The sequence below is a fragment of the Macrococcus sp. CoH-51_TC_04 genome (assembly GCF_058188655.1).
Window position 1 is genome coordinate 44,223 of sequence record NZ_JBVGOY010000004.1, and the last position, 11,922, is coordinate 56,144.

At 36.4% G+C, this 11,922-nt stretch carries 14 protein-coding genes; 8 read left to right on the plus strand and 6 right to left on the minus strand.

The features are described 5' to 3' along the window. Positions 1–155: 155 nt before the first annotated feature. The 3 genes from ACZ2V4_RS05225 to ACZ2V4_RS05235 are packed head-to-tail and all read left to right on the plus strand — an operon-like array spanning position 156 to position 2,557. A complete protein-coding gene (locus ACZ2V4_RS05225; protein WP_283721836.1) occupies positions 156–1,493 on the plus strand; it encodes a hemolysin family protein in 1,338 nt (445 codons plus the stop codon). A 1-nt stretch (position 1,494) separates the two neighbouring features. Continuing rightward, entirely contained in the window at positions 1,495–1,794 is a 300-nt protein-coding gene (locus ACZ2V4_RS05230) for a DUF3817 domain-containing protein (RefSeq protein ID WP_219494003.1), read from the plus strand. Between the two features lie 52 nt (positions 1,795–1,846). Continuing rightward, complete coding sequence (locus ACZ2V4_RS05235; protein ID WP_490514585.1) at positions 1,847–2,557, plus strand: pseudouridine synthase; 711 nt, start codon at positions 1,847–1,849, stop codon at positions 2,555–2,557. 65 nt (positions 2,558–2,622) lie between these two features. On the opposite strand, the gene ACZ2V4_RS05240 is transcribed toward ACZ2V4_RS05235, so the two are convergent. Continuing rightward, entirely contained in the window at positions 2,623–3,408 is a 786-nt protein-coding gene (locus tag ACZ2V4_RS05240; RefSeq protein ID WP_219494006.1) for a TIGR00266 family protein, read from the minus strand. Positions 3,409–3,530: 122 nt separating this feature from the next. Here ACZ2V4_RS05240 and ACZ2V4_RS05245 point away from each other — a divergent pair, with 122 nt between their 5' ends. Continuing rightward, the gene (locus ACZ2V4_RS05245; RefSeq protein ID WP_490514629.1) at positions 3,531–4,367 is read left to right on the plus strand and encodes an aldo/keto reductase; all 837 of its coding nucleotides are present in this window, start codon (positions 3,531–3,533) and stop codon (positions 4,365–4,367) included. Between the two features lie 129 nt (positions 4,368–4,496). Beyond that, positions 4,497–5,222 carry a YwiC-like family protein gene (locus tag ACZ2V4_RS05250; protein WP_283721834.1) on the plus strand — a complete coding sequence of 242 codons (726 nt, stop codon included), beginning with the start codon at positions 4,497–4,499 and terminating at the stop codon, positions 5,220–5,222. Between the two features lie 43 nt (positions 5,223–5,265). Here the strand turns inward: ACZ2V4_RS05250 and ACZ2V4_RS05255 are convergent, their stop codons facing one another. The 5 genes from ACZ2V4_RS05255 to queC all read right to left on the minus strand — a co-directional run bounded on the left by ACZ2V4_RS05255 (position 5,266) and on the right by queC (position 8,132). After that, positions 5,266–5,520: a GlsB/YeaQ/YmgE family stress response membrane protein gene (locus ACZ2V4_RS05255; RefSeq protein WP_283721833.1), complete on the minus strand. Its 255-nt coding sequence runs from the start codon at positions 5,518–5,520 to the stop codon at positions 5,266–5,268. 152 nt (positions 5,521–5,672) lie between these two features. Beyond that, on the minus strand, positions 5,673–6,275 hold the full coding sequence (locus ACZ2V4_RS05260; protein WP_283721832.1) for a hypothetical protein: 603 nt from the start codon (positions 6,273–6,275) through the stop codon (positions 5,673–5,675). 68 nt (positions 6,276–6,343) lie between these two features. Beyond that, positions 6,344–7,057 carry a 7-carboxy-7-deazaguanine synthase QueE gene (queE, locus tag ACZ2V4_RS05265; RefSeq protein ID WP_165980801.1) on the minus strand — a complete coding sequence of 238 codons (714 nt, stop codon included), beginning with the start codon at positions 7,055–7,057 and terminating at the stop codon, positions 6,344–6,346. Further along, the gene (locus ACZ2V4_RS05270) at positions 7,054–7,467 is read right to left on the minus strand and encodes a 6-pyruvoyl trahydropterin synthase family protein (protein ID WP_283721831.1); all 414 of its coding nucleotides are present in this window, start codon (positions 7,465–7,467) and stop codon (positions 7,054–7,056) included. Before ACZ2V4_RS05270 ends, queE begins: the two co-directional genes overlap by 4 nt. Next, positions 7,467–8,132 carry a 7-cyano-7-deazaguanine synthase QueC gene (gene queC / locus ACZ2V4_RS05275; protein WP_086038221.1) on the minus strand — a complete coding sequence of 222 codons (666 nt, stop codon included), beginning with the start codon at positions 8,130–8,132 and terminating at the stop codon, positions 7,467–7,469. Before queC ends, ACZ2V4_RS05270 begins: the two co-directional genes overlap by 1 nt. 171 nt (positions 8,133–8,303) lie before the next feature. Here queC and ACZ2V4_RS05280 point away from each other — a divergent pair, with 171 nt between their 5' ends. The 3 genes from ACZ2V4_RS05280 (at position 8,304) to ACZ2V4_RS05290 (ending at position 11,863) form a co-directional block, all read left to right on the plus strand. Beyond that, positions 8,304–8,885: an anthranilate synthase component II gene (locus tag ACZ2V4_RS05280; RefSeq protein WP_490514586.1), complete on the plus strand. Its 582-nt coding sequence runs from the start codon at positions 8,304–8,306 to the stop codon at positions 8,883–8,885. Further along, positions 8,869–10,548, plus strand: coding sequence for an aminodeoxychorismate synthase component I (gene pabB, locus ACZ2V4_RS05285; RefSeq protein ID WP_490514587.1), 1,680 nt, complete (start codon positions 8,869–8,871; stop codon positions 10,546–10,548). The genes ACZ2V4_RS05280 and pabB overlap by 17 nt, the downstream gene beginning before the upstream one ends. Positions 10,549–10,918: 370 nt before the next feature. Continuing rightward, positions 10,919–11,863 carry a 5-oxoprolinase subunit C family protein gene (locus tag ACZ2V4_RS05290; RefSeq protein WP_219494019.1) on the plus strand — a complete coding sequence of 315 codons (945 nt, stop codon included), beginning with the start codon at positions 10,919–10,921 and terminating at the stop codon, positions 11,861–11,863. Positions 11,864–11,922 lie beyond the last annotated feature (59 nt).

Below are 11,922 nucleotides of genomic sequence, written 5' to 3' on the forward strand. Positions count from 1 at the left end.
TTGAGTAATCTACCGAGGAGGTGACTACTGTTGGGAAGGTCATAAATTGTATAAAAGCAAGTTTAAATCAAGAAATAACCGTAACAAAAATCAAATGTGACTTGCGTAGTCACCAAACATATTTCGGAGGTGAATCCCTAGTATTAGGGAATTAATTGGACATACAGACCATATCAAATTTATTATTATTCGCATTATTAATCGCACTCACTGCATTATTCGTAGGATCAGAATTTAGTTTAGTTAAGGTAAGAACTTCAAGAATTGATCAGCTTGTATCAGAAGGTAATTCTGCTGCAAAGATTGTACAACATATGGTGCATCATCTAGATTATTATTTATCAGCATGTCAGCTTGGTATTACAGTAACAGCTTTAGGGCTTGGTTGGATTGGTGAATCAACATTCGAAGCATTAATTCATCCTGTTCTACATTTATTCCATATCCCAACTGATTTGAGTAAGCCAATAACGATATTCTTAAGTTTCTTTATCGTTACATTTATTCACGTAGTTATCGGAGAACTTGCACCGAAGTCTCTAGCTATCCAATATGCCGAGAGGATGACTTTAGCATTTGCTAGACCCCTTTATTTCTTTGGTATTATTATGAAACCATTGATCTTTGCTATGAACGGTACGGCCCGTTTAATCTTACGTATCTTTGGTGTCCAGCCTGCAGATCATGAACAGGCGATGAGTGAAGAAGAGCTGAAGATTATTATGACCCAGAGTTATCAAGGTGGAGAAATCAACCATACAGAGCTTGCGTATATGCAGAACATCTTTAGTTTTGACGAGCGATTAGCAAAGGATATTATGGTACCGAGAACGCAGATGGTATCATTAACACAACCATTCAATATTGATGAGTTGTTAGAAGTGATTAACGAACATCAATTTACACGTTATCCAATTACTGAAGATGGCGACAAAGATCATATTATTGGATTTATTAATGTAAAAGAATTTCTAACGAAATATGCTTCGGGTAATCCTGTACGTATTAAGGATCATATTCATGATCTGCCGTTAATTCATGAAGTGACGCGCATTAGTGATGCTTTAATTAAGATGCAGCGTGAACGTGTGCATATTGCACTTGTTATTGATGAATACGGCGGTACAGCAGGGATTATTACGATGGAAGATATATTGGAAGAGATTGTCGGAGAGATTCGTGACGAATTTGATGATGATGAAGTGAATGATATTATTAAGACTGGAGACGATACATACCAGATTAATGGTCGTGTATTATTAGATGATATTACTGAGAAGTTTGGTATAGAGTTTGAAGATTCAGACGATATTGATACGATAGGGGGATGGATTCAAGCGCAAAATCCCGATATTGAGAAAGATGATTACATTGATACTAAGTATGACAAATGGGTTGTATTAGAATCTGAGAACCATCAGATTATCACTGTTGCGTTGCATAAAGACTTCAATGCTTCAAGAAATAATCCAGACGAAGAAGAGGAAGCGTAATATGGAAAGTAGTACTTTGAAGAGTGTGTTTAGATTCTTTGGTTTCCTAGAAGGGGGCTCACTCTTGTTATTATTAGGTATTGCAATGCCCCTTAAATATTCAGCTGGAAAGCCTGAAGTTGTAACAATAATAGGTTCAATTCATGGGTTTTTATTCACAGTGTATGTAATTACATTAATATTAATAACGATTCGTACGAAATGGCCTATGAAGTGGCCGGTCATCGGTCTTATTGTAGCATTCATACCATTTGGCACATTTGTGTATGATCATTATTATATTCGTTCAAAATATTATTGAAGCGTGTGAGGCAATGCCTCAGACGCTTTTACTTTGAAAGGTTGCTGGTTGTATGAGAATTAATAAGTATTTATCAGAAGCGGGCATTTGCTCACGTCGTGGAGCTGATAAGTGGATTGAGGCAGGACGCATTAAGATTAATGGCGTTAAAGCTGAACTTGGCAGTAAGGTGACAGAAGGTGATAGTGTTGAAGTCGATAACAAAGTTGTGACATTGAACACGGATAAAGGTTGCGTATATATTAAGCTGAATAAACCTCGTGGTATTACATCGACAACTGAGCGCCATATTAAAGGGAATATCGTTGATTTTGTGGGGCATAGTGAACGTATATTTCATATCGGTAGATTAGATAAAGATTCAGAAGGCTTAATCTTGCTCACGAATGATGGTGATATCGTAAACGAAATATTACGTAAGGAAGGTCGACATGAAAAGGAATATATCGTAACTGTTGATAAACCCATAACTGATGATTTCGTGAAACAGATGTCAGAAGGTGTGGCAATATTGGATACTGTGACATTACCTGCAGAAGTTGAGAGATTAAATGCGAAGACATTCAAAATTATATTAACACAAGGATTGAATCGACAAATCAGACGTATGACAGAAGCATTAGGATATGAGGTGAAGCAATTGCGTCGAATTCGCGTGATGAATATATTGGTGGATGACTTAAAACTTGGAGAATGGAAAGATTTAACTGAAAATGAAAAGGATGAACTTTTTTCGACGTTGAAGTATGTGCCAAAACGTTAAATATAAGTAAATCAGAAAAGAAGCGCCAAAACGATTAAAAAGTATCGTTTTGGCGCTTCTACGCATTAATCACTGAACATATCAAATAGTCCACCGATACCGCTTTCTCCCTTTTGTTTACCAGTAACAGGAGCTGCAGCAAAGATTCGACTTGCGAATCTTGAGAATGGCAGTGATTGCACATAAACACTTCCTGGGCCACGTAATCGCGCTAAAAATATACCTTCGCCCCCAAAAAGTTTTGTTTTAAGTCCCGGTACTGTCTCGATATCGTACGCTACATCTTTTGTCATACCTACTAAACAGCCTGTATCTACCAGCAAAGTTTCTCCAGGCTGTAGATCACGTTTCATAATGGCACCCCCTGCATGGATAAACGCCATACCATCACCTGATAAACGTTGCATGATGAATCCTTCTCCACCGAAGAAGCCAACACCTAAACGTTTCTGAAGTGCAATTCCAATTTGTACGCCTTTAGCAGCTGCTAGAAAAGCATCTTTCTGACAAATAAATTCTCCTCCCAATTGAGATAAATCAATCGGAATGATTTTACCTGGATATGGTGCTGCGAAATAGACATGGTCTTTACCTGTTCCACGGTTTGTAAATGTTGTCATAAACAAACTTTCACCTGTTAATGTACGACGGCCTGCTGCAAATAATTTATCCATAAATCCATTGCCACCACTTGTTGAACCATCACCAAAGATTGTTTCCATATGAATATTTGGATTGATCATCATCATACTGCCCGCTTCAGATATCACTGTTTCATTTGGATCAAGCTCAATTTCAACATATTGCATATCATCGCCATAAATTTTGTAGTCTATTTCGTGATTGTTCATTATTTTCCTCCATTTATTAAGATTATCATTATTATACTAAATATTTGAAGCGTCTAAAAATATAATGATATTCATTTTGTAAGAAAGCTTGTTTAGTGTATGATTTAATAAAGGAGATGATAATTATGAACCATATTCAGTTAAACAATGGTGTAACTATGCCACAAATTGGACTCGGTGTGTACAAAATTTCGGATGAAGAAATGTCAGAGGTCGTTAATGCCGCACTAGATGCAGGATACCGTGCGTTCGATACGGCGCACTTCTATTTTAATGAAGCCTCGCTCGGTAAAGCATTGAACGAAAGCAATATACCACGAGAAGAACTGTATATTACGACGAAACTGTGGAATGATCATCAAGGTTATGAATCAACGAAGAAAGCATTCAATGATTCGCTTCAGAAATTAGATATGGATTATGTAGATCTTTATTTGATTCACTGGCCATGTCCGGAAGACGAATTATTCGTTGAAAGTTATAAAGCGATGGAAGAACTGTATCACGAAGGGAAGATTAAAGCGTTAGGGGTCGCTAATTTCAAAGAACATCATCTGAATAAGTTACTACAAGAAACAACTGTAGTACCTGCAGTAAACCAAATTGAGTATCATCCGATTTTTAATCAAGATACGCTGCAGCAGTACTGTAAAGATAAAGGCATTGCAGTTACTGCGTGGAGCCCATTAATGCGAGGCGGAGCACTGTTTGAAGACGAAACGTTGAAGCGTATCGCAGAAAAATATAACAAAACAGTAGCACAAGTCATTATTAGATGGCATATCGACAGTGGCCGAATCGTCATTCCTAAGTCATCAAACATAGAACGTATTAAAGAGAATATTGATGTTTGTCATTTTGAGTTAATGGAACAAGATATAGAAGCAATTAATAATTTAAATAGAAATGAACGTCAATTTAAAGATCCGGATAAGATTAAAATTGGGGATATGAAGTAAATATTGAATAAACGATGAGATGGTGATGTTCAATGGCACCATCTCTTTTTCATGAGTTCGTCACAATTAATGGTTTTTAACATATATATTAAATGTATGTTTATTGTACAATAAGTTTGAGGTGAACGTATGAAATTTAAAAAACCAAATCAGCATGGCGCATGGGCAATGATTATTATGCCTGTATTGTTCGGAATGTTTGCAACAAAGTTTAATATATTTCAGCTGCTCTTTTTTGCAGGATGGTTTATGACATTTTTCTTTGCAGATCATTTTCTGTTTTATGTGAAGCAGAGAAAGAAGGAAATCGGATACTTAAAGTGCGCATTATTGTTTTTATTCATCGCTGCAATTTGTTATATACCGATAATCATTTATGAATATAAAGTTATGATGTTTTTCTTAGCAATGCTACCGTTTGGTATTATCAATTATTTCTTTGCAAAAGCACGTAACGAACGCCATATTGTTAATGATTTCTCAGCAGTTATGATTTTCTCGATTGCAGGCGTGCTGACATACTATATTCAATCTCATCAATTTGAATGGCCGATGATTTATGTATTCGGATTAAGTGTAGCGTACTTCATTGGAACAGTATTCTACGTGAAGACGATGATTCGTGAGAAGAAGAATATCCATTATCGTAATATGTCATGGGTATACCATGTTTTACTTGTTATCGTAGGCTACTTTATTCATCCACTGTTACTCATCGCATTTTTACCGAGTTTGATTCGTGCAGTAATATTATACGGCAAGCAGCTTAAACCCATTAAAATAGGGGTGCTGGAAATTGCGAATGCGGTGTTTATTACAATATTTATCGGTTTATTTTTTAATATCATCACATAAAAATAAGAGCAGCGAATTCGCTGCTCTTACTGTTTGCCGTATATTAACGACGTTTGTGCATTAATTGTAATACAATTGATACGATTGCAATTAAAAGGATTGTACCTACTAATGCAGGGATAATACTTACGCCCCAAATTGTTGGTCCCATTTCTCCTAATAAGTTACCACCGATAGATGCACCGATAAGACCGGCAATGATATTACCGATTTTTCCGCCTGGAATATCAGTACCCATAATCATACCTGCGATCCAACCAATCAGACCACCCATAATAATTGTTAAAATAAAGCCCATAATAATTTCCTCCTATATTAAACAATTTAAACGAATATTATAAAAACGTTTATAAGCGTTTCGCTTATGATTCATAAATACCACGTAAAAAAGGAGATAAACATTTTTATTAAAATTAATGAAAATTAATTTTAATATAATCATAAAAAAGCTTATTGATTGTTAAACAGTAAGCTTTTTTTAATATAAATGATGTATAGTATTCCTAAAATGAAATAGACGTAATTATATGGAATAAACATTACGAGTAATATAAAACTAATTGCAAATAAATATTCTCCGATACGTTTCGGATGGTTAATATATTTGTATATATTTAAATATTCAAACTGAAACCACTTTACTGTACCGTTTACTTCTGATAACTGATACATAATAAGACCGATGATAAAAAATGAAACGCTCAAATATGGACTTGATAAATAAACAGATTCGTCACTATGTATAATAATAAATGGTATTGATATATTAAAGAGTAAAGCTAATAATAAGTGCAGCCATTTATAGTGAATATAGATGTTATAGTTATCGGAATGATAATAGCGTAAGTATAGATGCATGACACTTATCGAACCGATAAAAAGCACGAATGTTTTAGAAATAAAGTTTGCATGTCCAAGTAATGGATAGTTCGTTAATACTACGATCATCGTAGATATATTCAAATGAATATATGTCATGTTCTGTTCTTTAAAGTTAAAGAACAGAAATACGAAGAGCGTCATTAATAAATTTCCTATCAGCAAGTAACTCATAAAGTGTCTCCTTAAATTTCAATCGTGTTTCAATTATAACGTTTACATAAAATGAAACACAATGATTATTATACACCTTTTTTGTTACTCCAGAGCAATGTGTGCAGTTGTGGCGTTATATACACATCATTCATTTCACTGTCCGGCATTACTTTATCGATTAATGTTTCATAATGTGAAAGTAGTCTTGAAGTATGGTCTTCTACAGTATCATCAAGATAGGGATTACCAACCTGTAAATACATTTTAATATGTGGGTAGCGTTTATGGATCATTTTGCTGAAATGATAATCTTCATCATTAAAGATAACCACTTTTAATGTTACTTTATCTGAATCCAGCTCACGAATCACAGCGTCCAGCTGGTCTAAATCGTGTGTCATCGTTGAACTTGGCGGTTTCGGGCTAATCGTCAACTGATCGATTTCAGTCATCCAGCTCTGGAATTTCGTACCTTGTGTTTCGAGCGCCACTTCAATACCTTTATCGTGTAATAACGATACAAATCCAGCTAAATTTTTTATCAGCGCAGGATTACCACCCGATATCGTGACATGATTAAACTGATTAGGTGCAATAGACTGAAGACGTTCATAGATTGTTTCGGGTAATAACATTTCAATTTCATCTTTCATCGTACCATCCCATGTAAACTTCGAGTCACACCAAGCGCAGCTGAAGTCACAGCCTGCTGTTCTGACAAACATCGTCTTGCGCCCGATAACTGCACCTTCACCTTGAATCGTTGGACCGAATATTTCTAGTACAGGTATCTTCATTATCGTTTACCTCTATATAATACGTAGCTTGTTGGTGTTTCACGTAAATAGACTTGCAGCACTTTTGGTCCATGTGAAAGTGTATCTAAATGTGCTTCAATTTTTTCGAATATGAGCTTCGCAACGCTTTCTGTTGATGGTGGTGTGCCTTGAAATGCTTCTAAATCATTCATTAAACGATGGTCAAACGTATCATTGATGATAGATTTTATATCTCTGAAATTAACGAGAAATCCCATTTCATCTAGTTCATTTCCACCAATTGTTACATTCGCAAAGTATGTGTGTCCGTGAACACGGCTGCATACACCTGCCTTCTCATTCGGAATAAAGTGTGCGGCAGAGAAGTTAATATCTTTGTTCATTTCAAATGCATAATTATGATTCACTTGAGGATATAGTTGCTGCATCATTATAAGTCACCGCTTTCTTTTTCTTGCAAGTATTGGTTAAGACCTTTATTTCTCAGTTTACAGCTTGGACACTCTCCGCATCCGTCTGCAGGGATTCCGTTATAGCATGTTAATGTTTTGTTACGAACATAGTCCAGTTGTCCTAACGTATCTGCAAGCGCCCAAGTTTCTTTCTTATCAAGCCACATTAATGGTGTATGAATTTCAAAGTTTAGATCCATCGATAAGTTAATCGTGACATTCAGTGACTTAATAAAGTTATCACGGCAGTCAGGGTATCCTGAGAAGTCTGTTTCACAGACGCCGGTAATGATATGCTTCGCATTAATCTGATACGCAAGTGCCGCCGCAAAGCTCATAAACAGCAAGTTACGCGCAGGAACGAATGTATTTGGAATATCATCCTCTTCGATTGTTAAGTCGTGGTGCGTCAATGCATTCGGTGATAACTGTGAGAGTAAAGACATATCAAGGACATGATGTTTTAAATTCTGTTCTTCTGCAATTTGTTTTGCGATATCGATTTCAAGAGCATGACGTTGCCCATAGTTAAAGGTTACAAGTTCTACCTCATCATAATGATGCATCGCATAGAACATGCATGTTGTGCTATCCTGACCGCCACTAAAGACGACCAGCGCTTTGTTAGAATTCAGTTGTTTCATTATATTCACTCCATTAAAAAAGACACCAATCCTAGCGGTGTCGTTCTAGTTTTTTATAGAGGGTGTGCGCTAGGAACCTCTTATATTGAATTCGCTACTCATTATAACAGAAAAGCGTGTATAATAATATCTGTTACTTCAAGAAAACGTTTTTAGAAATGAGTGAAGTTTATGATTTTAATGATAGACCACGATGATTCGTTTACATATAATATCGTTCATTATTTAGAGGCAATGGATGAAACTGTTCAAGTCGTTCGTTCTAAAGTTGTGACCATTGAACATATAGATCGATTATCGCCGGAATTTATTATTCTATCACCAGGTCCGGGACATCCGGCAGAAGCAATTATCGCACATAAAGTTATCGATACATTCGGAGACCGTATTCCTGTTCTTGGCATATGTCTTGGTTTTCAGGTGATCATGCAGCACTTTAATCATGAAATTAAGAAGCTGTCACCAGTACACGGGCATATCGGCCATGTAGAACATGACGGTACAGACTTATACCAAGGTGTAGAAGCGCCGGCACAAGTTGCAAGATATCACTCTTTAGGAACGATGGACAAGATTCAAAGGCCATTAATCGTTACCGGTATAACGGATAATATTGTGATGAGTGTAGCACATGAATCATGGCCGATTTACGGTATTCAGTTTCATCCAGAATCTGTACTCACAACTTCCGGCTATATGATGCTCAACAATTTCTTATCGTTAGGACGTGAATTTCATGCGCGCGGTCATTAACTTTCAGCTCTATCGCGATGGTAAGACGATACCTGTTCAATATACCTTTACGAACCCTGTAAAAGTAGATAGAGTGTATACAGAAGACGGTATGCTAAATGCTTTAACAGAAGCAGAAGAGAGTGGACTATATGTTGTCACTGCGATTAAGTATGAAGCGGCGAAACTGTTTAATCCACTTATGAAAGTTCATCATATAGATGGGCCTCTTGCATTGTTTTATTACTTTGAAGATTATGATGCATTTGAATATGTAAATGCAGAACCATTGAAAACACAGTTTACTTTTGAACAATCTGCTGAAGAAATCATGAAAGCTGTAGAATCTATCCAGGAATATATTCGACAAGGTGTCACGTATCAAGTTAATTATACGACACGACTTAAAGCGACATTAACAGAAGATCCATACGCACTCTATCAATACTTGAGTGCACAAAACGGCAACTATACGGCTTATGTAGAAGATGGGGACGATTATATCATCAGCATTTCACCGGAACTCTTCTTCCAATATGATGTACTGAATAATCAGCTGTTAACGAGACCGATGAAAGGTACGCTTGAGCGCGGCAGTAACGAAGCAGAAGATGCTAAAAACTACGAACAGCTCAAAAACTCAAGTAAAGATAAAGCAGAGAATGTGATGATCGTCGATTTATTACGTAATGATTTAAGTCGTATCGCGAAAAAGGGCAGTGTGAAGGTCGATCAACTGTTTGAAGTGGAACGATATCAAACAGTATTCCAAATGACTTCAACAATTACGGCAACGAATAACAACCATTCATTGTATGAAATTATGCGTGCGCTTTTCCCGTGTGGCTCAATTACTGGCGCACCTAAAATTTCGACGATGAAAATCATTAATGAACTGGAGTCACCAAGAGGAATTTATTGTGGGACGATTGGTTTTATTAAGCCAGATGATTATATGATATTTAATATTCCGATTCGTACAATCTCCTTGCACCATAATGAAGCGGTATATAGCGCAGGCGGTGGGATTACAATTGACTCACATCCACAAGCGGAATATGAAGAAATTATCGCAAAGACACAAGTCGTGCAGCCACGCTTCGAATTAATTGAGACGATGCGCGTTACTGATAGTATTATCCAAAGAGAAAAGTACCATCTGGAACGATTATGGCATGGCATTATAGCATTTAATATTAATGTAGATTTAGACAATGTAAAAGCATTTATTCGTGATAATAAGCCAAAGAATGGAAGGTATAGAGTTGCACTTAGTGTAAATGGAAATTTAAATGCTACGACAGAACCGTTACCAGATAAGAAAGTATTTACTGCGGAGCTCCTCCCATCTGTGCAAGGTGAAGAACGCTTCTATCAGCATAAGACTTCCGTCCGTACCCACTATACACAGCCAGAGCAGGAGCTTGCACTATATTATGATAGGTATCTCTTAGAATTTAATATAGGAAATTTAGTCTATAAAATTAATGATAACTATTATACACCGAGTGCGCAGCAGTATATTCTTGAAGGTTGCATGAAACAGCAGCTACTAGATGAGGGCAAGGTTTCAGAACAGGATATCACGATTGAAGAATTTATAGAAATGTACGCATCTGGACGACTCACTGTTTATATGATCAATAGTTTAAGAGAGTGGTCTGAAGTGAAAATCATTTTGTAATTGATGCGCAAATAAAAAATTTAAGTTACAATATAGTATAAATTATTGAGAGATTAGGTGATGCAATGTTTTTAAATATAATCATCATACTGATGTTACTGACAGGTTTATCGCTTGGCGTCTACATAATGAACAGGGTAATTATCGACGAGTTCAAAGCTCAAAATATAAAACAAGCTTATATTTATCTTTATATAACAATGTTCGGCGCATTATTAGTTGTTGCGGTAATAACGTTTTGCTTTCAGAATATATTGATTGATTTTTCAAATTTATTCTACCGATCATAGTTATCGGTAGTTTTTTTAGGTCTTTGGGCTGATGTATGGTTATGTAAATGAATTTATAATAATTATAAAGGAGCAATCAAATGTCAATTGTATTCGAAACGACGGGCGTATTTACGAGTCTGCAGCAGATCAATGATGTCGCATATGCAGCAACTTCACTGTCTGGACCCTGTGATAGTCTGGCGCATATATTAGGTAATGCATTACTTGGTAATGATATAACGAGAGAAACGTTAGAGATGACCTTCACTGCACCAGTGATACGTTTTGAAGAACGTACGCTGATTGCGTTAACCGGCGCAGAATTCTATGCCTATACAGACGAGCGTGAGATTGCACCTTTTAAAGTGCATTTAATGGAAAAAGGTGACGTGCTAAAGTTTCGTCAGCCCAAAAAAGGGACACGTGTATATATGGCTGTTGCAGGTGGGATGCACTTTGTAAACAATCTGAGCGGCAACATTGTCTTAAAGGCGGGAACACGAATCGAGCTTGAACGTGATTATAACGAACTCCACAAAAAAATGTTTGATAACCTAGAACATCAGAAGTGCGCTACTTGGGGAATCGATGCCTATTCGCTCGCGCGACTTTATTATTCAGATGTATTTCATATTATCAGTACAGCAGCACTCGATACTTTATCAAGAAAACAGCTGACACAAGACACTTATACAGTGACGCAGCACTTTGATAGAACGGGGTTTATACTGGAAGGGCAGAAAGTGAAATTGATTTCAAATAATAATGTTTCTGTTGAGCGCTGCGGTACACTACAAATTACGCATCAGCATGACATCGCGATATCTTTGAAGCACATTACCCAAGATGATGATTATGTTCAGTTCGCTTATATCGCAGATTATCATCTCGCTAAGCTTTCCCAGAAGAAACCCGGTTCGAAGCTGTTATTTAAATGGGTGGATCAAGAAGAGATGGTGCGTCAAAAAGAAAGTTATGAAAACTGGATTAAAACGGTTATGCATCAAATTGCTTTCCAGCACAATATTGAGTTAAGTAAATAAATGCTCTAAAGAAACAAATTACACATTTGTTATCATTTTTAAGTAATAATACTTGAAAA

Excerpts from the sequence above, each read along its gene's own strand:
- ACZ2V4_RS05230 (WP_219494003.1), top strand. The coding sequence starts at position 1,495 with ATGGAAAGTAGTACTTTGAAGAGTGTGTTTAGATTCTTTGGTTTCCTA.
- ACZ2V4_RS05235 (WP_490514585.1), top strand. The coding sequence starts at position 1,847 with ATGAGAATTAATAAGTATTTATCAGAAGCGGGCATTTGCTCACGTCGT.
- ACZ2V4_RS05240 (WP_219494006.1), bottom strand. The coding sequence starts at position 3,408 with ATGAACAATCACGAAATAGACTACAAAATTTATGGCGATGATATGCAA.
- ACZ2V4_RS05250 (WP_283721834.1), top strand. The coding sequence starts at position 4,497 with ATGAAATTTAAAAAACCAAATCAGCATGGCGCATGGGCAATGATTATT.
- ACZ2V4_RS05255 (WP_283721833.1), bottom strand. The coding sequence starts at position 5,520 with ATGGGCTTTATTTTAACAATTATTATGGGTGGTCTGATTGGTTGGATC.
- ACZ2V4_RS05260 (WP_283721832.1), bottom strand. The coding sequence starts at position 6,275 with ATGAGTTACTTGCTGATAGGAAATTTATTAATGACGCTCTTCGTATTT.
- ACZ2V4_RS05270 (WP_283721831.1), bottom strand. The coding sequence starts at position 7,467 with ATGATGCAGCAACTATATCCTCAAGTGAATCATAATTATGCATTTGAA.
- queC (WP_086038221.1), bottom strand. The coding sequence starts at position 8,132 with ATGAAACAACTGAATTCTAACAAAGCGCTGGTCGTCTTTAGTGGCGGT.
- ACZ2V4_RS05280 (WP_490514586.1), top strand. The coding sequence starts at position 8,304 with ATGATTTTAATGATAGACCACGATGATTCGTTTACATATAATATCGTT.
- pabB (WP_490514587.1), top strand. The coding sequence starts at position 8,869 with ATGCGCGCGGTCATTAACTTTCAGCTCTATCGCGATGGTAAGACGATA.
- ACZ2V4_RS05290 (WP_219494019.1), top strand. The coding sequence starts at position 10,919 with ATGTCAATTGTATTCGAAACGACGGGCGTATTTACGAGTCTGCAGCAG.